General features: G+C 67.9%; 23 protein-coding genes. 9 read left to right on the forward strand and 14 right to left on the reverse strand.

Annotation, left to right across the window (positions count from 1 at the left end):
* Positions 1-90 precede the first annotated feature (90 nt).
* Both NRB20_RS09000 and NRB20_RS09005 read left to right on the forward strand, forming a co-directional pair.
* The gene (locus NRB20_RS09000) at positions 91-1,359 is read left to right on the forward strand and encodes an acetyl-CoA hydrolase/transferase family protein (protein ID WP_153409396.1); all 1,269 of its coding nucleotides are present in this window, start codon (positions 91-93) and stop codon (positions 1,357-1,359) included.
* The gene (locus NRB20_RS09005) at positions 1,360-2,127 is read left to right on the forward strand and encodes an enoyl-CoA hydratase-related protein (RefSeq protein ID WP_153409398.1); all 768 of its coding nucleotides are present in this window, start codon (positions 1,360-1,362) and stop codon (positions 2,125-2,127) included.
* Between the two features lie 145 nt (positions 2,128-2,272).
* Here NRB20_RS09005 and NRB20_RS09010 read toward each other — a convergent pair whose 3' ends face one another.
* Positions 2,273-3,349 (reverse strand): alpha/beta hydrolase family esterase, encoded by a 1,077-nt coding sequence (locus NRB20_RS09010; RefSeq protein WP_153409400.1) that lies wholly within the window; start codon positions 3,347-3,349, stop codon positions 2,273-2,275.
* Positions 3,350-3,463: 114 nt separating this feature from the next.
* On the opposite strand from NRB20_RS09010, the gene NRB20_RS09015 reads away from it, so the two are divergent.
* Positions 3,464-4,117 (forward strand): TetR/AcrR family transcriptional regulator, encoded by a 654-nt coding sequence (locus NRB20_RS09015; protein WP_319944650.1) that lies wholly within the window; start codon positions 3,464-3,466, stop codon positions 4,115-4,117.
* 36 nt (positions 4,118-4,153) lie between these two features.
* On the opposite strand, the gene NRB20_RS09020 is transcribed toward NRB20_RS09015, so the two are convergent.
* The 4 genes from NRB20_RS09020 to NRB20_RS09035 are packed head-to-tail and all read right to left on the reverse strand — an operon-like array spanning position 4,154 to position 8,319.
* A complete protein-coding gene (locus NRB20_RS09020; protein WP_153409404.1) occupies positions 4,154-5,050 on the reverse strand; it encodes an SDR family NAD(P)-dependent oxidoreductase in 897 nt (298 codons plus the stop codon).
* Positions 5,047-5,949, reverse strand: coding sequence for an LLM class F420-dependent oxidoreductase (locus tag NRB20_RS09025; protein WP_153409406.1), 903 nt, complete (start codon positions 5,947-5,949; stop codon positions 5,047-5,049). The genes NRB20_RS09020 and NRB20_RS09025 overlap by 4 nt, the downstream gene beginning before the upstream one ends.
* A 1-nt stretch (position 5,950) precedes the next feature.
* Positions 5,951-7,192 (reverse strand): acyl-CoA dehydrogenase family protein, encoded by a 1,242-nt coding sequence (locus NRB20_RS09030; protein WP_153409408.1) that lies wholly within the window; start codon positions 7,190-7,192, stop codon positions 5,951-5,953.
* Positions 7,189-8,319 carry an acyl-CoA dehydrogenase family protein gene (locus tag NRB20_RS09035; protein ID WP_153409409.1) on the reverse strand — a complete coding sequence of 377 codons (1,131 nt, stop codon included), beginning with the start codon at positions 8,317-8,319 and terminating at the stop codon, positions 7,189-7,191. The genes NRB20_RS09030 and NRB20_RS09035 overlap by 4 nt, the downstream gene beginning before the upstream one ends.
* A gap of 103 nt (positions 8,320-8,422) precedes the next feature.
* Here NRB20_RS09035 and NRB20_RS09040 point away from each other — a divergent pair, with 103 nt between their 5' ends.
* The 3 genes from NRB20_RS09040 (at position 8,423) to NRB20_RS09050 (ending at position 11,638) form a co-directional block, all read left to right on the forward strand.
* Positions 8,423-9,763: a cytochrome P450 gene (locus tag NRB20_RS09040; protein ID WP_153409412.1), complete on the forward strand. Its 1,341-nt coding sequence runs from the start codon at positions 8,423-8,425 to the stop codon at positions 9,761-9,763.
* Positions 9,760-9,945, forward strand: a complete 186-nt coding sequence (locus NRB20_RS09045) for a ferredoxin (RefSeq protein ID WP_319944652.1) — start codon at positions 9,760-9,762, stop codon at positions 9,943-9,945. The genes NRB20_RS09040 and NRB20_RS09045 overlap by 4 nt, the downstream gene beginning before the upstream one ends.
* A gap of 79 nt (positions 9,946-10,024) precedes the next feature.
* Positions 10,025-11,638 carry an acyl-CoA synthetase gene (locus NRB20_RS09050; protein WP_153409413.1) on the forward strand — a complete coding sequence of 538 codons (1,614 nt, stop codon included), beginning with the start codon at positions 10,025-10,027 and terminating at the stop codon, positions 11,636-11,638.
* A 201-nt stretch (positions 11,639-11,839) separates the two neighbouring features.
* Here NRB20_RS09050 and NRB20_RS09055 read toward each other — a convergent pair whose 3' ends face one another.
* Entirely contained in the window at positions 11,840-12,670 is an 831-nt protein-coding gene (locus NRB20_RS09055; protein WP_153409415.1) for an enoyl-CoA hydratase, read from the reverse strand.
* 183 nt (positions 12,671-12,853) lie between these two features.
* Here NRB20_RS09055 and NRB20_RS09060 point away from each other — a divergent pair, with 183 nt between their 5' ends.
* Positions 12,854-13,897 carry a TIGR03617 family F420-dependent LLM class oxidoreductase gene (locus tag NRB20_RS09060; protein WP_153409417.1) on the forward strand — a complete coding sequence of 348 codons (1,044 nt, stop codon included), beginning with the start codon at positions 12,854-12,856 and terminating at the stop codon, positions 13,895-13,897.
* A gap of 390 nt (positions 13,898-14,287) precedes the next feature.
* Here the strand turns inward: NRB20_RS09060 and NRB20_RS09065 are convergent, their stop codons facing one another.
* The 8 genes from NRB20_RS09065 to NRB20_RS09100 form a co-directional block, all read right to left on the reverse strand.
* Positions 14,288-16,546, reverse strand: coding sequence for a sensor histidine kinase (locus NRB20_RS09065; RefSeq protein ID WP_319944653.1), 2,259 nt, complete (start codon positions 16,544-16,546; stop codon positions 14,288-14,290).
* A 59-nt stretch (positions 16,547-16,605) separates the two neighbouring features.
* Complete coding sequence (locus NRB20_RS09070) at positions 16,606-17,415, reverse strand: NAD(P)-dependent oxidoreductase (RefSeq protein ID WP_153409421.1); 810 nt, start codon at positions 17,413-17,415, stop codon at positions 16,606-16,608.
* 42 nt (positions 17,416-17,457) lie between these two features.
* On the reverse strand, positions 17,458-18,273 hold the full coding sequence (locus NRB20_RS09075) for an NAD(P)-dependent oxidoreductase (RefSeq protein ID WP_153409423.1): 816 nt from the start codon (positions 18,271-18,273) through the stop codon (positions 17,458-17,460).
* Between the two features lie 68 nt (positions 18,274-18,341).
* A complete protein-coding gene (locus tag NRB20_RS09080) occupies positions 18,342-18,845 on the reverse strand; it encodes a DoxX family protein (RefSeq protein WP_153409425.1) in 504 nt (167 codons plus the stop codon).
* A gap of 27 nt (positions 18,846-18,872) precedes the next feature.
* Positions 18,873-20,534 carry a thiolase C-terminal domain-containing protein gene (locus tag NRB20_RS09085; RefSeq protein ID WP_153409427.1) on the reverse strand — a complete coding sequence of 554 codons (1,662 nt, stop codon included), beginning with the start codon at positions 20,532-20,534 and terminating at the stop codon, positions 18,873-18,875.
* Between the two features lie 48 nt (positions 20,535-20,582).
* Positions 20,583-21,923, reverse strand: coding sequence for a cytochrome P450 (locus NRB20_RS09090; protein WP_153409429.1), 1,341 nt, complete (start codon positions 21,921-21,923; stop codon positions 20,583-20,585).
* 9 nt (positions 21,924-21,932) lie between these two features.
* The gene (locus NRB20_RS09095) at positions 21,933-22,127 is read right to left on the reverse strand and encodes a ferredoxin (protein ID WP_319944654.1); all 195 of its coding nucleotides are present in this window, start codon (positions 22,125-22,127) and stop codon (positions 21,933-21,935) included.
* 61 nt (positions 22,128-22,188) lie between these two features.
* Positions 22,189-22,896, reverse strand: coding sequence for an SDR family NAD(P)-dependent oxidoreductase (locus NRB20_RS09100; RefSeq protein WP_319944655.1), 708 nt, complete (start codon positions 22,894-22,896; stop codon positions 22,189-22,191).
* Positions 22,897-23,103: 207 nt separating this feature from the next.
* Between NRB20_RS09100 and NRB20_RS09105 the strand changes: the two genes are divergently transcribed.
* Both NRB20_RS09105 and NRB20_RS09110 read left to right on the forward strand, forming a co-directional pair.
* Positions 23,104-24,567, forward strand: a complete 1,464-nt coding sequence (locus tag NRB20_RS09105) for an aldehyde dehydrogenase family protein (RefSeq protein ID WP_153409433.1) — start codon at positions 23,104-23,106, stop codon at positions 24,565-24,567.
* On the forward strand, positions 24,564-25,772 hold the full coding sequence (locus NRB20_RS09110; RefSeq protein ID WP_319944656.1) for a CaiB/BaiF CoA transferase family protein: 1,209 nt from the start codon (positions 24,564-24,566) through the stop codon (positions 25,770-25,772). The genes NRB20_RS09105 and NRB20_RS09110 overlap by 4 nt, the downstream gene beginning before the upstream one ends.
* Positions 25,773-25,781 lie beyond the last annotated feature (9 nt).

Raw genomic sequence — 25,781 nt, forward strand, 5'->3', positions numbered from 1 at the left:
GTGTTCGGGTCGGTCGATCGAGAAACATTGCGTGGGTGCGGATTCCGAGCTCGCTGAGCGCACCGTGCAGATCATGAACGGGGAACGGGCATGAAGGTGATCGAGGCTGATGAACTGGATGTCGCGGAGTTTCTGCGGCATGGGGATCGGATCGTGGTGGGGCAGGCTTGTGGGGAACCGACGACGTTGATGGAGGGGTTGCTTGCGGGGGCGGGGGAGATCGGGGGGTTGTCGGCGTTCATCGCTACGAGTTTTTCCGGGTTGTTGACTCCTGAAGCTACGCAGGGGATTTCGATGGTGAGTATGGGGGCCATCGGGGCGTTGCGGGCGTTGACGGCGGCGGGGAGGCTCGAGGTGATTCCGTGTCATGTGGGGCGGGTGGGGCCGTTGATCGAGGCGGGGATCATCGGGTGTGATGTGGCGTTCGTACAGGTATCGCCGCCGGATGCGCAGGGGGACTACAGTTTCGGGTTGATCAGCGATTACGTTCGGGCGGCGGTGCGGCGGGCTCGGGTCGTTGTCGCGGAGGTCAACGATCGGGTGCCGTGGACGTACGGGGCGACGCTGCGGGCCGATGAGATCGATTACGCGGTAAGGGTTTCCCGTGATCCGGTGCAGGTGCCACCGGCCCGGATCACCGAGATCGACTCCGCCATAGCGAAATACGCCGCCGCCTACATCGAGGACGGGGCGGTGTTGCAGACCGGTGTGGGTGCGGTGCCGGACGCGATGCTGCGGCTGCTGCACGATCGGCGGGATCTGGGCGTGCATTCGGGGATGATCGGGGACGGACTGGTCGATCTGGTCGAGGCCGGTGTGCTCACCAACGCGCGCAAGCGGATCGATGCGGGCGTCTCGATCACCGGCGCGTTGATCGGCACCGATCGGCTCTACGCATTCGCCCACCGCAACAACGGGATTCGCATGTGTCCCACCAGCTATACGCACGACGCGTCGGTGCTCGCACAGGTCGAGCGGCTGGTGACGATCAACTCGGCGCTCGAGGTCGACCTCACCGGTCAGGTCAACGCCGAGCAGACCGGGTCGGCCTATCTGGGCGGGACCGGCGGGCAGGTGGATTTCGTGCGGGCCGGAATATGTTCTGCCGGTGGGCATTCGGTGATCGTGCTGCCGTCCACCGCGAAAAAGGGCACGGTCAGCCGGATCACCGCCGCGCTGTCCGGGCCGGTGACCACCGCGCGCAGCGATGTGGACGTGATCGTCACCGAGTACGGCGCGGCCGAATTGCGCGGGCGCACACTGGCCGAGCGCAGCCGCCGCCTGGTCGCCATCGCGCACCCGGACTTCCGGGAGGAGCTGGAGCGGGCCGCGCACATCATCCAGCAGAGAGGTTTCTGAATGCCCGACCCCGTCCTGTTCGAGGCCCGCGCCGACGGGATCGCCGTCATCACGATCAACCGCCCCGAGATCCGCAACTGCCTGACCGCCGAGGTGCGCGCGGGTCTGGCCGCGGCCTGGGACCGGTTCGAGCGGGATCCGTTGCTGCGCATCGCGATTCTGACCGGCTCCGGTGACCGGGCGTTCTGCGCGGGCGGCGATCTGAAGGAGATGGTGGAGACCGGTATGCGGGTGCCGCCCCGCGACATGTTCGCCCTGCCGTACGACACCGTCGAGCTGAGCAAACCCACCATCGCGGCGGTCAACGGCGTCGCCTTCGCGGGCGGCTGGATGCTCGCGCAAGCCTGTGACCTGTGCGTTGCCGCCACCACCGCCCGTTTCGCGATCACCGAGGTGAAGGTCGGCCGCAGCGCCCCCTGGGCCGCACCCCTGATCCACATGATCCCGCAGCGCGTCATGATGGAGATCATGCTGACGGGCAAACCGATCACCGCCCGCCGCGCCTACGAGATCGGCCTGGTCAACCGCATCGCCGAGCCCGACGAACTACTCACCACCGCAATCGAATTGGCCACCGAGGTACTTGCCGGAGCTCCCCTGTCCGTCCGAGCCGCCCGTGAAACCGTCATGCTCGCAACGGAAATGGGCCGCTCGGCCGCCCTCCAAGCCGCCCGCAGCGCATCGGAACTCTGCTACAACAGCGAAGACGCCCAGGAAGGCCCACGCGCCTTCGCCGAAAAGCGTTCCCCCCGTTGGCAAGGACGCTGATCCGCAGCAGGCCGGTCCTCTCGATTCGCACGTCCGCCGACCCGCCCACCTGGAACGCGGTCGGCGGTGCATCGAGGCGGAGCGCACGCGGCCACGGTGCGGTGCCCGCCACGCGATCGTGGGATCCGTGTGACGGGCCGACTGCTCAGCCGTGCACAGGCCCGGTCAGCGGGTGTGCCTGGAAGAAGTCCCACATCGTGGCGGTGGCGTCGATGGACGTCGTGGTCGAGCCGACCAGAGGCGTCGGCGAGACGATCGAGGCATGGCCGGGCCAGGTGTGCCCGCCGCCCAGGACGGAGTAGAGCTCGACCGTGGCGTTGGCGGGACAATCGAAGCTGGTGACGACGACGTCGGCGGTTACCTTGCGCTGCTGGGGTTTTCCGGGGCAGCCGTTGCGGTGGGCCCAGGCGGCGGCGTTGGCGGGGATGTCGGTGGGGCCGGGGCCGTTCTGGGGGCCGCTGGAGGAGCCGCCGTCGGGGGAGGGGAGGTAGCGCGCGTTCGCGCCCTGGCCGCCGCCGTAGGCGACCAGCGGGTCGGCGGTGCCGTGGAAGGCGATCACGGGGACGGGTCGTTGCGTGCGGCACCAGCTGAAGTTCTGGAGTCCGGCGACCGGGGCCACCGCGGCGATCCGATCGGACAGCTGGCAGGCCAGCGACGACGTGGTGAACGCGCCCATCGACAGCCCGGCCACATACACCCGGCGCAGATCGATACAGGACGTCGCCTCGATGTGTGACATCAGCTGGGACAGGTATGACACGTCGGCGCTAGCGGGGCTGAAATCCCAACGGGGCCAGCCGGGTTCGTCGATCTGCGGAGTGATCGTCACGAACCCGTGACTGTCGCCGTAGGGCCCGAGCCCGCTGCCCTCGTGTTCCAGGACCGCGAGCTCGAGATAGCCGTGCAGGTCGAAGACCAAGGGCAGCGGATGGCTCGTGCCGGGAGGAACGTCCTGGATGTAGGTCCCGGAACGTCCGGCCGCGCTGAAGTGCCGGGTGGACTGCCCCGAGGTGACCGCCGGGAGGTGACATCCCGACGATCCCACGGCGGCAACGGAATTCGCGGGCGCGGCCTCGGCGACCTGACCGGCGGCGGTGAGCGTGGTGGCCGCGAGCGCGGTGGCGGCGAGTAGCGCGCGGGCCGCGCGGCCCACCCGGAGTGCGGTGCGGTGGACGGCGGCGCCCTGTCGTGTCGACCACGATGCTGCGGCATTCTCGAACATGACACGCATGCTCGCATGGCGACGGGGGTTCGTGCACCCGTTCACCACCGGATTCACGCCGAAACCGGGGCGCGGATATTTGCGAGAATCCACGCTGGCAAGAATACTATTCTTGTGAGCGAGAATAATGCTGCGCGTCCCGCGGGTGATATCGCGAGCCGGATCGCGGCACGCACCCTCGCCGACCGGGAGGCGGTCTATGCCGGTGAGGTGCGGCGACTGCTCGATGCCGCACTCGAACTCATCCGCGTCGCGGGCACCGGCGCACGACCCCGGGTGGCCGATATCGTCGCGGCCGCGGGCCTGTCCAACGACGCGTTCTACCGGCACTTCCCGTCGAAGGACGCACTCATCGCGGTACTCATCGAGGACGGCGCGGACCGTCTGGTCAGCTATGTCGCGCATCGCATGGACAAGCAGGATTCCCCGCGCGAGGCTGTGCGGGCCTGGGTGCAGGGCGTGCTGTCCCAGGCCGCCGACGACACCGCCACCACCACCCGCGCGGTGCTGTGGAACGGCGGTGCGCTGACCCCCGCCATCGATACGGGCTCACCACTGCCCAGCGGCCGCCTCGCTCTGCTCCTGCACCACCCGTTCACCGAATTGGGCAGTGCCGAACCGGAATTCGACGCCAGTCTGGTCGCTCACGCCACGGTGGGCAGGCTCTCGGACTACCTGTGGCGGCGCGAGGAACCCACCGCGGCCGATGTGGATCGGGTAACCGCGTTCTGCCTGCGTTCGCTCACGCTCCGCCAGGCCGAGAGCTAGTTCGCGGCTCGGCTGACGACTCGGCCCGGCAGGTGCTCACGATGGATCGGGCTGCCGAAGATAGCTGAGTGGGGCGTAGTTCGCCCAGCCCTGCTCGGGCCAGTTGAACCAACCAGCTGAGGCGGAGGTGCCACCGTCCGGATGCAACGTGGTGCCGGTCAGGTAAGCACCCAGGTCAGAGGCAAGGAAGACGACGCAGCCCGAGATGTCGGTGACCTTGCCCGAACGGCCGAGCGGTATCGCCACCTGCACACCGACCGGATCGTCCATCGCACTGTCACCCTGCCCATGCCCGATCCGCGCCAGACTGGGTGTCGGAACATAGTCCGGTGCAACGCAATTGACGCGAATACGATCCGGCGCGAGTTCGATCGCGAGCGTCCGGGAGAACTGCTCGACCGCGGCCTTGGCGGCCGAGTAGACCGCGAAACCCGGTGCGGCACGGTGCGCTTCGATCGTGGTGATGGTGACGATGCTGCCCCCGCGCCCGCCCGCCCGCATCCGCGGCGCGGCCAGCGAGCACGCGTGCATGACGTGCAGCAGATTCGTGCGCAGCAGCGCGTCCCAGCCCTTGGGTCGGGTCTCGGTGAACGGCGACCGGAAGGTGCCGCCGACCACGTTGACCAGCGTATCCAACCGCCCCCACCGCCGATCGACCTCCTCGAACAGCGCGGTGAGCGTCTCGGGATCGCGCGCGTCCCCGACCTGCACCACCGCGTCGTGACCGCCCTCGGCCAGCACGGTGCGCAGGTCCTGCGCGGCCTCCGCGTCGAGGTCCAGCACGGCCGTGCGTACGCCGTTGGCGGCCAGATCCGTCACGATGGCCCGCCCGAGACCGCCTGCGCCACCGGTGATTACAGCGACACCATCGGCGAGCCCACTACGTCGCTCGAACCAGCCGGACCCGGATGTGCCGTTACCGTTCTCGCTCATCGCAGATAACTCGCGCCGAAGGATTCGATGAAATCCATTGTCTCGGAACGTTCCCGGGTCCGCGCGGACACCACGATCCAGGTGATCCCGGCCTTGTCGAGCTCGGCGAACGCCTCCCGGTTCCGATCCGGTTCGTCGGCGGACGTGCCCAGGCCCTCGGCGTTGTAGGAGTACACCACGTCGATCGGATCGGTGCGTCCCTGCTGCTGCGCCGAGGCCCGCAACTCGGCGATGTCACCGGCCAGCTGCCCGATCGGTCCGAGCTCGGGAGTCCTTGCGGTGGAACTCAATTGGGACCCGCCGGACATCGGCATCCAGCCCTGCGCGTGCGCGGCGACTCGACGTCGGGTGAGCTTGGAATTGCCGCCGATCCAGATCGGGATCGGATCCTGCACCGGACGCGGCCGGGCGATCACGTCGCGGGCGTTGAAGTGCCGCCCGGCATAACTGAACGGCTCACCGCTCCAGTGCAGCGGCAACGTCTCCAACGCCTCGTCGAACAGCGCGTTGCGTTCCTCGAAATCTATTCCCAGAGCATGGAATTCGCTCTTCTGATAGCCGGTGCCCAACCCCAGGATCGCGCGCCCGCCCGACAGCTTGTCCAGGGTGGCCGCGGCCTTGGCGAGCAGGAACGGATTGCGGTAGGGCGCGACGGCCAGATAGGTCAGCAGCCGCAGCCGTTCGGTCGCACCGGCGATATAACCCAGCGCCACCAGCGGATCGAGGGTCTGGTGCCCGCCCGAGGCCAGCCAGCGCGCACCCGGAATCGGATGCTCGCTCAGCGACAGCGCGTCGAATCCGGCGCGCTCGACCGCGATCGCGACCTCGCGCAGCGGGCCCGCGTCCAGAATGTCGCCCTCGTATCCCGTGGTTTCCGGGTAGTGGAAGATGAATCGCATCTCAACGTCCTCGTTTGACCTGGTTGAACGGCACGTCGCGGTCCGCGGCGTACTCGCGGGGCATGCCCAGCACCCGTTCGCTGATGATGTTGCGCGCCATTTCGGTGCTGCCGCCGGCCAGGCTCCACGCGTTGCGGAACAGGTAGTCCAGGCCGATCCGCGCGCTGATGGGCTCGCCCAACTCGCCGGTGACCGCCGCCGAACCCGCCACCTTCATCGCGTAATCGCTTTGGCACCAGGTGGTTTCGGCCCCGAACAGCCGGACGATGGAGCCGGCGGTCGGCGGTAGCGCGCCACCGGCGATCTGCTGGGTGACGTGATCGATCAGCTGATTGCGGACCACGGTCATCATCCGCGCCGCGCCGATGTCCTCGCGCACGGTGGGATCGTCCAGGCGGCCGACCTCGCGGGCCAGATCGACCAGCACATTGGTGTCCGCGCCCAGGTGCGGGCGTCGGCCGCTGGTGTAGGGCGAGGTGCCGCCCATCGCCGCGCGCTCGTGCATCAGCAGGCGCGAGGCCGCCGCCCAGCCGCCGCCGACCTCACCGACCACGGCGTCGGCGGGCAGCCGCACGTCGTCGAAGAATTCCTGGCAGAACTCCGTCGCGCCGGTGACCTGTCTGATGCGCTGGATGGTGACCCCGGGTGCGTGCACGGGGACCAGGAACATGGTGAGCCCGTTGTGTTTCGGCACGTCCCAGTCGGTGCGGGCCAGACACAGTCCGTAGTCCGCGCCGTACGCGCCCGAACTCCAGATCTTCGAGCCGTTGAGCACCCATTCGTCCCCGTCGCGGTCCGCGCGGGTGGTGAGCCCGGCCAGATCCGAGCCGCCCTTGGGTTCGGACAGGAATTGCGCGAGGATCTCCTCGCCGCGCAGGACCGCGCTCAGGTGGGTGAGTTTCTGGTCCTCGGTGCCGAGTTCGGCGAGGGTGGCCGCGCAGATGGCCAGGGTGGGCACGTTCAGCTCGAGCGGCATCTCGTAGCCGAGCGACTCCTCGGTGAAGGCGCGCTGATGGGCGAGCGTGAGTCCTTGTCCGCCATAGGCTTTCGGGAAGCAGATGCCCGCGAAACCGCCCTCGGACAGGATGCGTTGCAGGCGGCGGGCGCGATCCCAGCTCTCGTCGTCGGGGACGCCCAGGCGACCCGGCGAGGCCGGTGGCAGGTTCTCCTTCAACCAGCGGCTGGCCCGGTCGCGGAAGGCGTCGAGCGGTTCGAGTTCGGTGTTGTCGGCTACGGTGCTCATGCGGCGCTCCGGACGAGGAGATCGGTGATGCGGCGGTGGTGTTCCTCGGGCGTGCCGTAGAGGGCGCGGCCGAGGGTGACCCGCCGCAGGAACAGGTGCAGATCGTGCTCCCAGGTGACGCCGATGCCGCCGTGGATCTGTACGCAGTCCTGCACGATGACCGGCGCTTTCCCGCTCACGTACGCCTTCGCGACACTAACGAGTTCCGCTGCGGTGGAAGGACTTTCGTCCAGCGCGGCGGCCGCGGCGCGGGAGGTCGCCGCACATGCCTCGAGCCAGGTCTTGTTGTCGGCCATGCGGTGTTTGAGGGCCTGGTAGGAGGCCAGCGGGCGGCCGAAGGTGTAGCGGTCGAACATCCACTCCACGGTGGCGTCGAAGGCGCGCCGGGTGGCCGCGGTCGATTCGGCGGCGGTCAGGGCGGCGGCGATGTGGAGCTGGGATTGTATTGCGGCCGTGGCGCTTTCGCCGGTCTGGACGATTGCCTCCGGGCCGAGGGCGACATTGTCGAAGTCGACGCGGGCGGTGCGGCGGACCAGGTCCAGCGTCCACGTCGGGGTGACGGTGACGCCGGGCGTGTCGGTGGGGACGAGCAGTTGGATCGGCCCGTCGGGGCCGTGCGCGGTGACCAGCAGGACGTCGGCGGTATCCCCGGCCTCGACGCGGTCTTTACGACCGGTGAGCCGGTACCCCTCCCCGTCGGGTTCGGCGCGGGTCTGCTCCGGCGCGAGTTCGAGTCCGTGCCGCGGCTCGTACAACGCCCACGCCGCGATCAGATCGCCCGCCACGATTCCCCCGATGACCTCGGCGAATCGATCTCCCGCGGCCACCAGTCCGGACAGCACCGCACTGGTGGGGATCAGTGGTCCGGGCGCGCAGGCGTGGCCGAATTCGGTGGCCACCAGGCCCAGTTCGGTGAGCGGTCGCCCGGACACCGAACCACCGCCCAGGTTCTCGGGCGCCAGCATGGCCGTCCAGCCCAGCTCCGCGCCGCGCCGCCACCAGTCACGGTCGAAACCCGTTGCGGTGTCGGCGAGTTCGCGAATCACCGCAATGGGTGCGGTACGGTCCAGGAACTCGCGGGTGGTGGTCTGGAACAGCAGCTGATCGCCGGTCGGTTCCGCAGTCATGGTGTACGGTCCTCCACTTCGTAGCGATCCTCATTTGACGGCCTCGCCAACCGATGTGAGAATCAGATCATCAGTTAATGAGAGTATCATTCTCATGAGTCGGATGGACGGTGCATCCGCCGCCGCCCGAAGGGAGCCAGCAGTGGTGAACGACGTCACGTCGACGGACTTTTTCCTGGGGCGTGAGCTCCTCGAGAACCCGTACCCATATTTCGACGCCCTGCGGGCGAAATGTCCCGTCACCAAGGAGGACCACCACGGCGTCTACATGGTGACCGGGTACGACGAGGCGCTCGAGGTGCTCAACGACCCGGAGAAGTTCTCCTCGTGCACCTCGGTGACCGGCCCGTTCCCGGGCTTCCCGGTCCCGCTCGAGGGCGACGATGTCAGCGCGCTGATCGAGGAGCACCGCGACGCGCTGCCGTTCAGCGATCAGCTGCCCACGCTCGACCCGCCGGTGCACACCCAGCATCGCGGGCTGCTGATGCGGCTGATCACGCCCAAGCGCCTCAAGGAGAACGAGGAGGCGATGTGGGCGATCGCCGATCGGCTGCTGGACGAGTACCTCGTCGCCGATTCGGTCGATTTCATCCGCGACTTCGCCGGGCCGTTCACGCTGTACACGATCGCGGATCTGCTGGGCGTCCCGCCGGACGATCAGGAGGACTTCCTGTACACCCTGCAGCGTGATCCGCACCGCAGCGAGGGCAATGCCATCGGCAGCACCAAAGGTGATGCGATGCAGGAGAATCCGATCGAATTCCTGTACGAGAAGTTCTCCGCGTACATCGAGGACCGGCGGCGCGAACCGCGCGGGGACGTGCTGTCCAGCATGGCCGAGGCGCCCTTCGCCGACGGGTCGCAACCGCCGGTGCGCGATGTGGTCGCGGTCGCGGCGAATCTGTTCTCGGCGGGTCAGGAGACCACGGTCCGGCTGCTCAGCTCGGCGCTGCGGGTGATCGCCGAACAGCCCGAGGTGCAGCGGCTGCTGCGCGAGGATCATTCGCGGATCGGCAATTTCCTCGAGGAGGTGTTGCGCACCGAGAGCCCGGTGAAGGGCGATTTCCGGCTCTCCAAGGTGCCGGTCACCGTGGGCGGGGTGGATCTGCCCGCCGGGACCACGCTGATGGTCGTCAACGGTGGCGCGAATCGGGATCCGCGCAAGTTCGAGGATCCCTCGACCTTCGATCCGCAGCGATCCAATGCGCGCCAGCATATTTCGTTCGGGCGCGGCATCCACACCTGCCCGGGCGCGCCACTGGCTCGCGCGGAGTCGCGGGTGGCGATCGAGCGACTTCTCGACCGCACCAGCGATATTCGCATCGACGAGCGGGTGCACGGGCCCGCCGAGGCGCGCGTCTACAAGTATGTGCCGACGTTCGTGCTGCGCGGTCTGACCGAACTGCATCTGGAGTTCGATCCGGTGGAGAGTGAGGCGAAGTGAAGGTTTCGATCGATTCGGATCGTTGTCGTGGGCACGGAATCTGTCTGGGGATCTGCCCGGAGGTGTTCGAGCTGAGCGACGACGGGTACGCCGAGGCGGAGCCCGATGTGCCCGCGCAGTACGAGGGTGCGGTGCGTGAGGCCGCGTCGGCCTGTCCCGAGCAGGCAATTGTCGTGAGCTGAGCGGTGTTTCGGGCAGGCCGTCGTGGTGAGCCGGTCGCCGTCGTGCGCCGACTGTCGTTTCGATCGGAGGGAGCGCGCGATGCGTGAGACCGGTACATCGTCGGATTCCGGTGCGGCCGAGGGGGATCGGCCGCCCGGTGCGGCGCAGCTGACGCCCGGATGGCATGCCGAGCGGACGCCGGATCGGCCCGCGATCGTGCTGGCCACCAGTGGCGAGGTGGTGACGTACGCGCAGCTCGAGGAGCGGTCGGTGCGGTTCGCGCGGGCCTTGCGTGCCCGTGGGCTGAAGGTCGGCGACCACATCGCGATCCTGCTGGAGAACAATCGGGAGTTTCTCGAGATTGCTTGGGCCGCACAGCGTTCCGGGCTGTACTACACCGCGGTGAATCGGCATCTGACCGCCGGTGAGGTGCGGTACATCCTGGACGACTGCGGTGCGGTGGCCTTGGTGACGAGTGAGTCGCTGGCCGAGGTGGTCGCCGGGCTGGAGCTGGCGCGGGTGCCGATCCGGGTGTGTGCGGCCGGGCGGATCGAGGGATTCGAGGTTTACGCGGAGGTGCTGGCCGGGTCGTCGGCCGAGCCGCTGGGGGAGTGGGAGTGCGAGGGGCGGGAGATGCTCTACTCCTCGGGAACGACCGGGCGGCCCAAGGGAATTCGCAAACCGCTTCCGGCCACCCCGCTGGGTGATCCGTCCGCCGCGCCGGTGCAGATCGCGCGCGGGCTATTGGTGAGCGGCGCGCGGGAGGACGCGGTGTACCTCTCGCCCGCGCCGCTGTATCACGGTGCGCCGCTGGTGTTCTCGATGTCGTGGCAGCGGATGGGCGCGATCGTCATCGTGATGGAGCGCTTCGATCCGCGGCTGTATCTGGAACTGGTGCAACGGTATCGGGTCACCCACACCCAGGTGGTGCCGACGATGTTCGTGCGGATGCTGCGGCTGCCGCGCGAGGAACGCGAGCGCTACGACATCTCCAGCCTCGTCGACGTGGTGCATTCGGCCGCGCCCTGCCCGGTGCCGGTCAAACGGCAGATGCTGGACTGGTGGGGGCCGATCATCAGCGAATACTATTCGGGCACAGAGGATGTGGGGAACACCTACATCTCCGCGCGGGAGTGGCTGACGCATCCCGGTTCGGTGGGCAGGCCCGCGCAGGAGTGTCACATCGTCGGCGAGGACGGTGTGGAGCTGCCCATCGGACAGGTCGGCGTGGTCTACTTCGCCGGTGGCCGCCAGTTCGAATACCACCACGATGCGGCCAAGACGGCGTCGGTCACGCACGAGAAGGGGTGGCGCACGCTCGGCGATATGGGTTACCTCGACGAGGACGGCTACCTGTACCTGACCGATCGCCAAGCGCACATGATCATCTCCGGCGGGGTCAATATCTACCCGCAAGAGGCCGAGAACATCCTCGCCTCCCACCCCGCCATCGCGGATGTCGCTGTGATCGGCGTTCCCGACGAGGAAATGGGCGAATCCGTGAAAGCCGTTGTGCAACTGGTCGACACGACCGCTGCCACCGCCGAACTGGCCGTCGACTTGATTGCCTACTGCCGTGCCGAACTGGCCGCGTACAAATGCCCCCGCACGATCGATTTCGTCACCGACCTACCCCGCGACCCCAGTGGGAAACTGTACAAACGCCAACTGCGCCAGCGTTATTGGGAAGGCCACGACAACCTCGTGCGCTGAGTCCGGCCGCTGCCTGGTGTGCTCGGGCCGTCCACGGTCCGGTTCCCTGCCCGACGAGTCTCGAGTGGTGGTTGCCTGTTCACGCTCGGAGCCGAGACCGATCGTCGGGAACGATTGCGGCGAGCGTGATCCAGGGCCCGTCGACAATCCGGATACGCTCTTCGGCCGCCCGCGAGTGGACGTCCGATCGCGGCATCGTGGTCAGTGCATCGTCGTATCAGGTTCGGCCGCAGCAGAATCGGCATGCACCTGGCTGCGACCGCGTTCGATGACAGCTGCGCGCCGGGCGGCGATATCGCTGGTCCCCGGACGCCACGTCTCGGCGAGGATTCCTTCCAGCAGATGCGCCTCGGTGAGAGTGGCGGTGTCGGCGAGACGCTTGTAATGGGCAAGCAGAGTTCGTACCGCGAGAGGATCGTTACCCGCGATATCGCGCGCGAGACCGTGTGCGACGGTCAGCAGATCATCATGCGGCACAACATGATTCACCAGTCCGAGCCGCAACGCTTCCGGGGCGGTGAGGAAGTTGCCGGTCAACGACAGCTCGATGGCCTTGCGTGTGCCGACCGTGGCGGCGAGCAGCACCGTGATCCCGCCGCCGGGCATGACGCCGACGCGGGCATGGGTGTCGGCGAAGCGGGCGCGGTCCGAGGCGATCAGGAAGGTGCATTGCAGGGCCAGTTCCAGACCCCCGGTGACGGCCGCGCCGTTGATCGCGCCGATGACGGGTTTGGCGATCGCGGGCAGGAATCGGAACAGGCCGTTGGCATCCCGTCCGGGCCCCTCGCCGGGCGGACGCAGCGGCGGCATGGCTCCGCTGGCGGCCTCGGTGAGGTCGACACCCGCGCAGAAGGCGGGATCCGTGCCGGTCAGCACGATGACGTCGATTCCGGGATCCTCGTCGGCGGCGGTGACCGCGTCCCACAGCGCGTCCATCAGGGCGCGGCTCAACGCATTACGCGCGTCGGGTCGATTCAGTGTGAGTGTCGCGACGCGATCCGACGTCTCGACGCGGACCAGAGCCTCGGTCATAGGACACCTCCGAACCGTCGGGGCGACTGTCGCCCACCTGCCGATCGATCGCAATGCTGGTCGATTGCGACACCGACATGAATATATCGTTCTTATAATAAGAGAATATAGTTTCCAGCAGTGATCGGGCCGGTCGATAGTTCCGGACAACCCCGATCAGCCCGAGCGCCAGGACATTTCGCGATGAAGGTAGACGCCACCATAGCCGGACTCGACGTAGCCTCCACCCGGGCACGCGACCTCGAGGCCGACGGCTTCGACGGACTCTGGGCCGGAGAACTGAACCAGGACCCCTTCCTGGCCCTCGCCGTCGCCGCCGAAGCCACCGAACGCATCAACCTCGGCACCTCGATAGCGGTGGCCTTCGCCCGCTCGCCCATGACCCTCGCCTACACCGCCGACGACCTGCAACGCCACTCCCGCGGCCGCCTCACCCTCGGCCTCGGCTCGCAGGTCCGCGCCCACATCGAGCGCCGATTCGCCATGCCGTGGGCCCGCCCCGCCCCGCAACTGCGCGAATACGTCCTGGCCCTGCGCGCGATCTGGTCCCGCTGGCACCAGGGCACCCCACTGGCCTTCGAGGGCGAGTTCTACCGCCACACCCTCATGCCACCGGATTTCGTTCCCCCACAACACGATTACGGCCCACCCCCGATCCTGCTGGCCGGTGTGGGCGAGGCGATGACCCGCGTGGCCGGTGAGGTCGCCGACGGCTTCCTGTGCCACGGCTTCACCACCACCCGCTGGCTCCGCGAACGCACCCTCCCCGCCCTCCGCGAGGGCCGCGCCCGCGCCGGTGTCACGATGGACGGATTCGACCTGGTAGCAACACCTTTCGTCGTCACCGGCACACAAGCACAGATCGACACCGCGATCCCCACCCTGCGCCAACGCATCGCCTTCTACGCTTCCACCCCCGCCTACCGAGGCATCTTCGAACTCCACGACTGGTCCGACACCCGCGAACAACTCACCGCCCTGTCCAAAGCGAACCGCTGGCCCGAGATGCCCGCCCTGATCACCGACGACATGCTCGAAGCCTTCGCGATCATCGCCCCACCCGACACCCTCCCCACCCACATCGCAAACCGCTTCGGCGGCATACTCACCCGCCTCTCCCTGACCCTCCCCCCGACCCTCGACAGAGACGAGGCAGCCGACCTCGCCCGCCGAATCCGCGACCACTGCCAGACCCGCGAAGCGATTTCCACAAACCCCCGAACCTGAATTCCCCGGCGTTTCGAATTGGGCCGGTCGGTATCGTTCCCGTGAATTCCTGATTCGACAGCAAGCTGGCACAAGTCGTCACGGACCAACTACTGCGCGAGGACTGCAATGGCGACCTGTTGAGTGGTGCTGGCGTTGCTCGCCAACAATTTTCGGGACGGTTGGACCGGTCTTTCCGCGCGGCGACCTCGAGCCCCTGATGCATGCGCACGGTGAAGATCTGATGTTCGGATGGTCCGCGACGTGCCCAGATGACCCGGCCATCCCACAGCTCGATTTCTCCGGCGATTTCCTCCGGCAGCTTCTCCAGCTCTTCCCAGGTCATGTATTCCGGGAGGGCGGGGCGAATGGACATGGTCCCATGATACTGAGAACGCGCAGTCCGTTCGCTCAGTGTTCGGGGGGAGTGCCGAGGTCAGGGAGTCGGGGGTAGGAGCCGGGGTCGGTGCGGCGGCCCTGGCGGGTGCCGTTGTCGATGGTGTTCATGAGGTCTCGGGCCTGTTCGGCGGTGCGGGTCGGGCGGGCGGGGGGTGTGTCGGGTTGCGGGGTGTCGGAGAGTTCGGGGGCGAGGCTGGCCTGGCGGCGGCGTTTGGGTAGGGAGGGTTTGGTGGGGGTCTGCCGTGCGGGGGTGGGTGATGGGCCGGTCATGCGGGGGGTGGCGGCGACGGGGATCGCGTTCGGGGCCGGCGGGGGTGCGATGCGGTGGGGTGCGTTCTCGTCGGTGATGGGTTCGATGCTGACGCAGGAGTTCGGGACCAGTACGATGGCGCGGATGCCGCCGTAATCGGATTCGGCGAGGCGGACGGTGATGCCGTGGCGGGCGCCGAGCAGTGCGACCACGAACAGGCCGAGGCGGGAGTCCGCCGACAGCGTGGCGACCGCGAAATCCGGTGGGCGGGTGAGCATGTCGTTGGCGCGCTGCAACTCCTCCGCGCCCATGCCCATACCCTGATCGGTGACCTCGACGGCCACGCCGCGCCCGACCACCGCGCCGGTGAGATCCACGCGGGATTCCGGCGGTGAGAACGAGGTGGCGTTGTCGACCAGTTCGGCCAGCAGGTGGATCAGATCGCCGACCACGTTGCCCAGGATGTACGCCTGCGGCATGCGCCCGTTGTGCACCCGGGCGTAGTCCTGGGTCTCGCCGACGGCGCTGCGGACGAGTTCCATGAGCGGCACCGGTTTACGCCACTGCCGACCGGGCCGCCCGCCGCCCAGGATGAGCAGGTTCTCGGCGTTGCGGCGTTCGCGGGTGGCGAGGTGATCGAGCCGGAAATACACGTCCAGGATGGCCGGATTCTCCTCGCCGCGTTCGGCCTCGTCGAGGATCTCCAACTGCCGGTGCACCACGAGCTGACTGCGGTGCGCGATATTGAGGAAGACCGCCCGCACGCCCTCGCGGGTGCGTGACTCGGTCACCGCGGCATCCACCGCGGCGGTGTGCGCCTGATTGAAAGCCTGTGCCACAGCGCCGATCTCGTCACGCCCGAAGTCCAGCCGGGCGGCGCGCTCCGCGGCCGGGACGTCCTCACCCGCACCGAGCCGGCGCATCGTTTCCGGCAGCGCGACCTGCGCCAGGGCCAGGGTTTCGGTGCGCAGCCGCTGCAATCGGCCGATGATCCGGTTGGCCAGCAGCAGCGAGAGCAGGAAGCCCAGCACCGCCAAACCTGCCGTGCCGATGCCGACGACCAGCGAGTTGTGCGCGCGGCGGGTGCCCGAATCGGCGGATTGCCGCTGCGCGGTCGCATTGTGATCCACCCACAGCTGCAACATCTGGTTCTCGACGGTGCCGGCGGTGCGCCGCCAATCGGCCAGATTCATCGGCAGCGCAGTGGAATTGCCGTTGCGTCCGGTCGCCGCCGGATGCAGGATGGCGTCCTCCATCTCGCTGAGCTGCCGCCAGTCCGGGGCGGCGACCAGGTCGGCGATCCGCTTCTCGGTCGCCGGATCGGTCTCCACGTATCCGGCCTGCACCTTGGCCAATTGTGTGTGGTACCAACCGACTTGGTTGCGGTACTCGGTCAGCAGCGTCGGCGGCATCCCCGAGGCGGTCCCGGCCAGCGCGGTCAGCGAGATGGACCGGGCCATGGCCTCCACCACGCCGAGCAGATCCGCGGCGTGGGTGAGCTGGATGGCCGAGGCGATATCGGGCGCGGACTGCTCGATCGTGTAGGTGCCCTGATCGACGCCGTCGAGCAGGCGGCTGTAGAAGGTGTAGACGTCCGCGATCGGCGCGGTGCCGGTGTCGATTCCCTTGCGCAACAAGGGAAGTTGTTTGCGGAGGGTGTCGAATCCCTGGAGCGTCCCGCTCACCGAGGTGCCCTGGGTCTCGGCGAACTGCACCTCCACCGGGATGATGCCCTCGAGCGCGCTGTCGAAGGCGGCGCGGGCCTCGGGCAGGGCCTCGGGTTCGATCCGCTGCCCGGCCAGCTTCCACAGCGACAGCAGCCGCTCCTGTTCGGCGGCGACGACGAGGTTGCGGGCCGGAATTTCGTTGGTGCGCAGGTCTTCCGCGAAGTTCTGGGCCTGGTTCCCGGTGATCACCAGGTAGACCGCACCGGTGATGCCGATGGCGAGCAGAACGAGACTGGGGACGAGTGCGACGGCGAGGATCTTGCTGCGGATCCCCGCGAATCTGGCGGGTAGCACGGAGCCAATATAACGGAAAGGCATAGAAATTAATCAGCTCTCATGCAGAGAATTCGCAGCTAACCGCCGGAATTGCCATCGACCCCGGCGTCGATGGCCGCGGCGAGCGGCCCCAGATCCGCATTCAGCTCCGCGGCCAGCTGCCGGGCCACCGACACATCCTTGCGGAGGAATTCGCCGACCGATTCGGCGAACGCTGCCACCGAGCCCTTACCCGCGACGCTGTTCAGCGCTCGCCCGGAGCTGCTGGCATGCGGCAGGGCCGACAGCAGCGCGGCTTCGGTGACGCCGAGTTGTGTTGCCAGCCGGACGGATTCGGCCACCAGGCCGATCTGCGCGGCGAACAGCACGTTGTTGACGAGTTTGACCCGCTGCCCCGAACCGAGCGGGCCCAGGTGCAGGATCGGATCACCGTAGGCGGCCAGCGCGGGCCGGACCCGCTCCAGTGCCGCGGCGTCCCCGCCGCCGAACAGCGTCAACTGCCCGGCGGCGATATCGTGCGGACCGCCGCTGACCGGCACGTCCAGCACCTCGATCTCACGCGAATTCGCCACCGCGGCAATGGCTTCCACGGTCGCCGGACTGCCGGTGGTGTGCACGACCAGCACCGAGCCGGGTGGCATGGTCTCCAGCAGCGGCGTGTCCAGACAGACCGCCCGCACCTGCTCGTCGGTGAACACGCAGACGAGCACCGCCTCGGCGTCGGTCCCGGTGGCCGCGGCGAAGGGCACCGCCCGCACACCCGATTCGCCCAGGGCCTTACGGGTTTCGGCATTGCGACCCAGCGCGCTGACCTGATGTCCGGCCGATACCAGCCGCTGGATCATGGGTAGTCCCATCCGGCCCGCACCGACGAATCCGATTCGCATCGCGTCTTTCCTGTCGCGTATTTCCCTGTCCGGCCGTCGAATTCAGCGCGGCTTGCGCATCATCGCGAGCGTCGCGTCGGCCGCGGTGAGCACGATGCCGGGCTCGGCGGCGGCGGTCGAGGCGAGTTCCGCGATCAGGCTCACATCCTTGTGTAGCAAACCGGCCGCGTGCACCGCGAGCTGCTCGAGGGTGTGACCGCCGGTGACCCGGCTCAGCGCGAAACTGTTCGCGGTGCCGTGCGTGATCACCTCACCGAGGCGAGCCGCGTCGACCCCGAGCGCGTTGCCGAGTTCCAGGGCGCTCTGGGAGGTGGCCAGATTGGCGGTGAACAGCAGGTTGTTCAGCAGTTTGGTGGTCTGCCCGGAGCCGACGTCGCCCAGGTGCACGATCGGGTCGCCGTAGCTGGCGAAGACCGGGCGGGCCCGCTCGACCGCCTCGGCCGCACCGCCGACCATTACCAGCAGCCGCCGCGCCTCCGCGGCCATGCCGCCGCCGCTGACCGGCGCGTCGATGAGCGAGATACCCTGCGCGGCAGCCTTTTCCGCCAACTCGCGGCAGGTGTCGGGGTGGATGGTGCTGTGGATGGCGATGATACCGCCGGGCCGCATCCCCGCCAGCACGCCCTGCTCGCTCTCGAGCACCTGCCGCACGTCGTCGTCGCCGACGACACACAGGCACACCAGATCACTGGCCGCGGCCAGTTCCGCCGGGGTGGCCGCGGTCTTCGCGGCGGTGTCCGCGTACGGCTCGAGCGACGCCGGACGACGTGCCCACAGCGTCGTGGCGAAACCCTCCTCGGCGATCCGGCGGGCCATCGGTCCGCCCTGACTGCCCAGTCCGATGAATCCGACCCGCATACCTGCCTCCATATCGAAAGATGTTCCCGCGCACCGTATTCGGCGGCACGCGGTGCTGCTGTCCAGGTCTACGGCGCGGGTGCGGGCTGCGGCCGGTAGAACGTGGCCAGCAGTCCACCGGTCGCGACGACACCGAGGATCAGCGCGATACCGCCGCCCGTCCAACCGGTGACGGTGATACCGGCCGCGTGATCCACCGACAACCAGCCGGGTCCGAGGATACCCAATGCGAGGGCCACCACACCCAGCACCAGAACGTATTCATAGCCCTCTTTGAAGACGAAGAACCCGTTGTTGCGATGCGCCAGCAGCCCGGCGACGAGCATCACCGAGATCACCGCGGCGGCCGCGAAGGAGGTGAGCAGCCCGAGAATCAGCAGCGCTCCGGCGGCGATCTCGGTCAGCACACTGAGCCAGGCTTGCAGTACAGGCTGCCGCAGCCCGAGGCCGCCGAACCATCCGGCGGTTCCGGCGATCTTCCCGCCACCGATCCAGTGGTTGACGCCGTGCGCGATCATGGTGCCGCCCAATACGACTCGCACCAGCAGTAACGCGACATCGGTCACGTGCATGAAAACTCCTCGGAAACAATCGGCCGATCAGGTGTCGCTACGCAACAGCAACGCCCCACCGGGGGTGAGGCCGCCACTGGAGACGACCGCGACGTGGGCGTCGGTGACCTGCCGGGCACCGCCCTCGCCGCGCAACTGCACGATAGCCTCGTGTAGCAGTCCCATGCCATGGGTACGGCCGTGCGACAGTTGACCGCCGTGGGTATTGAGTGGCAGTAATCCGTCCCGGGCGATGTTCTTACCACCGTCCAGGAAGTCCTTGGCCTCACCGATTCCGCAGAAGCCGAGCGACTCGAGCCAGGACAGACAGTTGAAGCTGAACCCGTCGTAGAGTTCGGCCACATCGACGTCGGTGGGACGCAACTCGGTGCGGGTCCACAGATGCGCGGCGGGGCCCAGTGACTGCGGTTCGTGGGTCAGCGTGCTCTGATCCCAGTCGATGCGCTCGATGATCTGCGTGCCGACCGCCTCCACGAACACCGGGGTGACGGGCAGATCCCGCGCGGCGTCGACGGCCGAGACGACGACCGCGACCGCACCGTCGCACGGCACGTCGCAGTCGTACAGGCCGAACGGTGTGGTGATGGTCCGCGCGCCGAGGTAGTCCTCCATCGTCATCGGATCCCGGTACACCGCACTGGGATTCAGCTCGGCGTTGGCCCGCTGATTCAGCGCGATCCAGCCGAGCGTCTCGCGCGTGGTGCCGTACCGGTGGAAGTGCCGCTGCGCGTTCTGCGCGAGCGTGTGCGCCGCCGACGACGCGCCGAACGGCAGCTGCCAACTCGTGGTGCGCCCGCCGCCGGAAGAAGGCACCTTGCCCGTGCGCATCCGCTCGTTGAACGTCGCCTCCCACACGGTCCGGAAACACAGCACGTGCCGGGCCAGCCCGCTCGCGACCGCCAGCATCGCCGCGATCACCGAACCGCCGGGCCCGAACGTCTCCATACCGCCGTTGTGCCAGGTCGGCCGCAGTCCCAGCGCCGCTTCCAGGGCGGTGACCCCGCCCTCGGCGAACCCGCCGAGATTGCCGCCGCCGGGATAGGTTGACAGTCCGTCGATATCGGCCATGGTCAGGCCCGCGTCGGCGACGGCCTGCTCACAGGCATCGATGGTCAGTTCGAGCGGTGGCCGCATGAGCCGCCGCCCGATCTGCGACATGCCGATTCCGGTGAGCGCGACCTTGTCCTCGAACTTCTCGGTGCGCACCATGGGCCGCACGTATTCGCCGAAACGTGCCGGATCGATCTCGTCCGGCGGCAGCGGGGCGGGCTCGGGCTGCTGCGTGACGGGCCGGAACACCGGCAGCCACACATTGCCGTCGGCGAGGAAGGTGACCTGCACCCGCATGCCCAGCACCAGCGACGCGGGATCGGCGTCGATGATGTTGGTGGTCAAGCGAACTCGCGGGTCGTCCTCGAGCGCCACCTGCGCGATGACGTACGGCGCGGCCATCCCCGGCACGCTGAATCGCTCGTTGATCGTGAAGCCCGCGAGCGTCCCGAAGCCGGACACCACCCGCACGCCCAGCTCCCGACTCCGGCAGTAGCGGCAGACCGGTTGCGGCGGATGGATCAGTGCCGCACAGGATTCGCACTCCTGTATCCGCAGGTTGCCGTCTTCCCCGGAGGTCCAGAAGAATTCGTTCTCCAGGGTGAGCAACGGTAGCGGTCGTCCCGATTCCTCGGCCATCTCGCCTCCTTACGTGTGTCGTGCTGCCTTGCCGCGGTGGTGGTTTCGCTATTTGCGCGCCGTGACCGGTGCGGCGAGCCGCTGGTCGTCGCAGATCCGTTGCAGCGCTTGCAGAGTCTCGTCCAGACCCGCGCCCAGGCGCGGTCCCGGGGTGAAGGTCGCGGGCAGATGCCGCATGCCCTGGATGACGCCGATGGTGTCGTAGTGCACGGTGCCCTCGGGATCGCACCGGAAGTCCGGCATCCGGTCCAGCACCGCGAGCAGCATCCGCTTGAACACCATGCGCGCCACGTTCGATCCGATGCAGCGGTGCACGCCGAGCCCGAAACTGTAGTGGCGGTTACCTCTTCGCTCGAGGTCGACCTCGTTCGGATTCTCGAACACCCGCGGATCGCGGTTGGCCATGGCCCAGGACAACCACAGCCGCTCGCCCTCGGCGAACCGCCGGCCCGCGATCTCGCAGTCCTCGGCGATGGTGCGGCCGTCCCCGGGGGCCGGGGTGAAGTAGCGCAGGAATTCCTCGGTCGCCGAGTCGAGCATGAGATCCCGTTCGCGACTGAGCAATTCGCGCTGCTCGGGGTGCTCCGACAACCACTCCAGCGCGTGGGCGGTGAGCGCGGTGGTGGTGTCGAAGCCGCCGCCGATGATCAGCGCGAGCATGCCGATGGCGTCCATATCGGAGATCGGCTCGCCCAGCAGGGTGGAGCGGGCCACCGCGTCGATCAGGCCGGGACGCGGATGCTGTTTGATCTCCAGGTAATTGGTGAACAGATCCATGCCCATGGCCTGGTTCATCTCGCCGACCCGCTTGTTGTCCGGGGAGTCGGGCGGAGTGTAGACCGAGGCGTGCGCGGGCTCGTTGTAGATGGTCCAGTTGTCCAGCGGGATGCCCATCATCGCCAGGGTGAGCACCGCGGGCACGATATTGGCCAGCTCGTCGACGAAATCGATCCGGCCCGATTCGATCCGCTCGTCGATGCTGGCGCGAATCACCTCGTCCGCCAACGGAATCCAGCGTTGCACGGCGGCGGGGGACAGGTAGGGGTTGAGCGCGGCGCGCAGTTCCTTCTGCTCGGGCGGGTCCATCTCGAGGATGCCCGAGCGCCGCCGATCCTCGCCGCGATCGGGCGTCGGGATGGTGATCCCCTGGTACCCGCGGCGCACCCCTTCGGGGTCGTGATCGTTGGAAGTGTAAGGGCAGCGGGCCAATTCGAAGACCTCGCGGTTACCGGCGGCGACCCAGTGCCCGCCGTAGGTCTCGGTCCAGGCGACCGGGCAGGACTCCTGCATCTGCGCGGTGATCGCGGTGAACTGTTCGCGGTACTGCGGGGTGTGCCGGTCGAAATGGAATACCGGCCGTCTGCGCTCGGCGGCGTCGTCCACGCTCATGGCGGGTTCCTACTCGGTGATCGCGATCGCGCGTTCGGGGCAGGAGCGCACGGCTTCGCGCACATTCTCCTCCTGATCGGCCGGCACGTCCTCGCTCACCGGCGAGGAGTGACCGTCGATCTCGCTGAGCTCGAACATCTTCGGCGCGATCATCGAGCAGAGTGTGTGCCCCTGGCAGCGATCGGAGTCGACTTGAACCTTCACGATATTTCTTCCCTTCGAATTTGCTGGTCGGACGACTCGGGACGGCTACCGGTGCGCACGCTCAGGTGTTGCGTCCGCCGTTGACGCCGAGGATCTGACCGGTGATGTAACCGGCGTCCTCGGAGATCAGGAACGAGCAGGCCGCGGCGATGTCGGCGGGGGTGCCGACGCGGCGCACGGGGGTGCGCTGGATGTGTTCCTCGACGGTGCCGCCGAGCAGGCCCTTGCCCTCGGAGCGGCGCAGCATGGGGGTGTCGATGAAGCCGGGCGGCACGGCGTTGACCGTGATGCCGTGCGGACCCAGTTCCAGCGCAAGGGATTTGGTGAGTCCGTTGAGGCCGGACTTGGCCGCGACGTAGGCGGACATGAACGGCTGGCCGGAGTGGGTGCTCGAGGAGGAGATGTTGACCACGCGCCCCCACTCGGCGGACATCATGTCCGGCAGCACGGCCTGCACCATGTGGAACACACCGTGCAGGTTGACGTCGATGATCTGCTTCCACTCCTCGAAGCTGAGGTTCTGGAACCGCCGGTACTTCTCCATACCCGCCGCGTTCACCAGCACCGTCACCGGGCCGAGCTTGGCGCGGACGTCGGTCAGGGCGGCGGCGATCTGTTCGGGATCGCTGACGTCGGCCCGATAGGCGAAGTCGTCGTCGGCGGACGGGTTCAGGTCGAGGGTGGCGACGTGCAGGCCGTCGGCGCGCAGGCGCTCGGCGATACCGAGACCGATACCGGACGCGCCGCCGGTCACTACGGCGGTTTTCACGAAAGAATCTCCCTTCCGAATGTTGAGAACGGTACTCTCGCGCGGAACGGGTGCGCAAGGTTTCCGCAGCGGATGAGCCGGGCGGTGGCCGGGCGTTCCGGGCTGGAGTGTTTGCCGGGTCACTGATTGTTGCTACAGTCCGCTACGAAAGAATGTATCATTCTCCATTAAAGAGAATGCAATTTTCACGCGCAGTTGGGAGACGCGATGTCAGCGCAACTACAGGAGGCGGGCGTCACACGACGGCTGCTCATCGACGGGCAGTTGGTCGAGACCGAGCGCACGCTCGCCTCACTGAATCCCGCGACCGGGCAGGTGTACGGGTACGCGCCCGAGGCCGGTATCGCCGAGACCGATGCGGCCGTGGCCGCGGCCCGGCGCGCGTTCGACACCACCAGCTGGGCCACCGATCACGCGTTCCGGGCGCACTGCCTCGATCAGCTCTACACGGCGTTGCGGGACAACGTCGAAGAGCTGCGCGCGCTCACCATCGCCGAGGTCGGTGCGACGTACACGCTCACCCAGGGCAATCAGCTGGAGATCCCGTTCGAGATCGTCCGGTACTACGCGGATCTGCTGCCCAAGTACTCCTTCCGCGAGGATCTCGCCGACGTCGAGTTCCGCGGCCGCCCGCACCGGCGCTGGGTGGAGAAGGAGGCCGCGGGCGTGGTCTCGGCCATCGCGGCCTACAACTACCCGCATCAGCTCGCACTGGCCAAGCTCGCGCCCTCGCTGGCGGCCGGCTGCACGGTCGTGCTCAAGGGCGGTCCCGACACCCCGCTCGCGACGCTCGCGCTCGGCGAGATCATCGCCCAGCACACCGACATCCCCGCAGGTGTGGTGAATGTGCTTGCCTCCTCGGATGTTTCGGTGGGCGAGCGGATGACCACGCACCCGGACGTCGACGTGGTCACCTTCACCGGTTCCACGCCCGTCGGGCGCACGATCATGGCCGCCGCGGCCGGCACCCTCAAGCGGGTGTTCCTCGAACTCGGCGGGAAATCGGCGATGGTGTTGCTGGACGACGCGGACTACAACTCCAGCGCCATGTTCGCGGCGTTCAGCATCGTCAGCCACGCCGGTCAGGGCTGTGCGCTGACCTCGCGGCTGCTGGTGCAGCGCAAGGATCACGACGCGGTGGTGGAGCAGGTCGCGAACTTCCTGGGCATGGTCAAGTACGGCGACCCGGCCGACCCGAAAACCTATATGGGACCGCTGATCAGCGAACGTCAGCGCGAGAAGGTCGACGGTCTGGTGCAGCGTGCGGTGGCGGCCGGGGCCAAGCTGGTCACCGGCGGCGAGAAGGTCGATCCGGGCTACTTCTACAAGCCCACGCTGCTGGCCGGGGTCGATCCCGACAGCGAGATCGCGCAGGAGGAGGTCTTCGGGCCGGTCCTGGCGGTGATCCCGTACGAGGACGACGACGACGCGGTGCGCATCGCCAACAACTCGATCTACGGGCTGTCCGGCGGCGTGTTCAGCGCCTCGGAGGAGCGGGCGCTGGCGGTGGCGCGGCGTATCCGCACCGGAACCATGAGCATCAACGGCGGCAACTACTTCGCCGCGGACGCGCCGTTCGGCGGGTTCAAGCAGTCCGGCATCGGGCGTGAGATGGGAGTCGCCGGTATGGAGGAGTTTCTGGAGTCCAAGACGATCGCGGCCGCGTCGTGAGCGGGCCTCTCGAAGGGATTCGCGTTCTCGAGGTCGCGATGTACGGCTTCGTGCCCTCGGCGGGCGCGGTGCTGTCCGACTGGGGCGCGGATGTGATCAAGGTCGAGCACGCGGTGACCGGTGATCCGCAGCGCGGGCTGCGGCAGATCGGGCACTTCAAGGTCGAGGGCGACCCGAATCCCAATGTGGAGCATGCCAATCGGGGTAAGCGCAGCATCGGGGTGGACATGTCGGTGCCCGAGGGGCGCGAGGTGATCCACGAACTGGCCAAGACCGCCGATGTGTTCCTGACCAGCTTCCTGCCGCAGCACCGCCGCAAGTTCGGCATCGACGTGGAGGACATCCGCGCGGTGAATCCGAAGATCGTCTACGCGCGCGGCAGCGGCCTGGGTCCGCGCGGCGCCGAGGCGGACAAGGGCGGGTACGACATGACCGCCTACTGGTGCCGTGGCAGCGTCGCGGCCACCATCACCCCGCCCGATGTGGACGGGCTGATCGGCCCGCCCGGACCGGCGTTCGGGGACACCATCTCCGGGACGAATCTGGCCGGTGGGATCGCGGCGGCGCTGTTCAAGCGCGAGCGCACGGGGGAAACCTCGGTGGTGGACGTGTCGCTGCTCAGCAGTGGGCTGTGGTCGATGGGACACACCATCGCGCTTTCGGCGCACGTCGGTGAGCCGTTGCAGGCCGGGCCGACCGGGGCGCACGGATCGCCGTCGAATCCGCTCTCGGGGCTGTACGCCACCAAGGACGGGCGGTATCTGTCGCTGGTGATGTTGCAGCCGGGCAAGTTCTGGGCCGACGTGTGCCGCCACATCGACCGGCCGGAGCTGATCGAGGATCCGCGGTTCGCCGACGCGGCGTCGATCGCGGCGAATACCCCTGCGGCCGTGGAGATTCTGCGCGAGGTGATCGGCACGCGCACGCTCGCGGAGTGGACCGAGCGCTTCGGCACCCTCTCGGGCCCGTGGGCGCCGGTGCAGGACGCGTTGCAGGTGCTCGCCGATCCGCAGGTGCGGGCCAACGAGTACGTCCGCGAAGCCGGTGCGCTGCAACTGGTTTCGAGCCCGGTGCAGTTCGACCTGACCCCGCCGCAGTTGCGGCCCGGCCCGGAGTTCGCCGCGCAGACCGACGAGGTGTTGCAAGATCTGGGCCTGGACTGGGATCGCATCATCGAGCTGAAGTCCGCGGGCGCGGTCACGTAATCGCTGGAG

This window comes from Nocardia macrotermitis (assembly GCF_009604405.1).
GTDB lineage: Bacteria > Actinomycetota > Actinomycetes > Mycobacteriales > Mycobacteriaceae > Nocardia > Nocardia macrotermitis.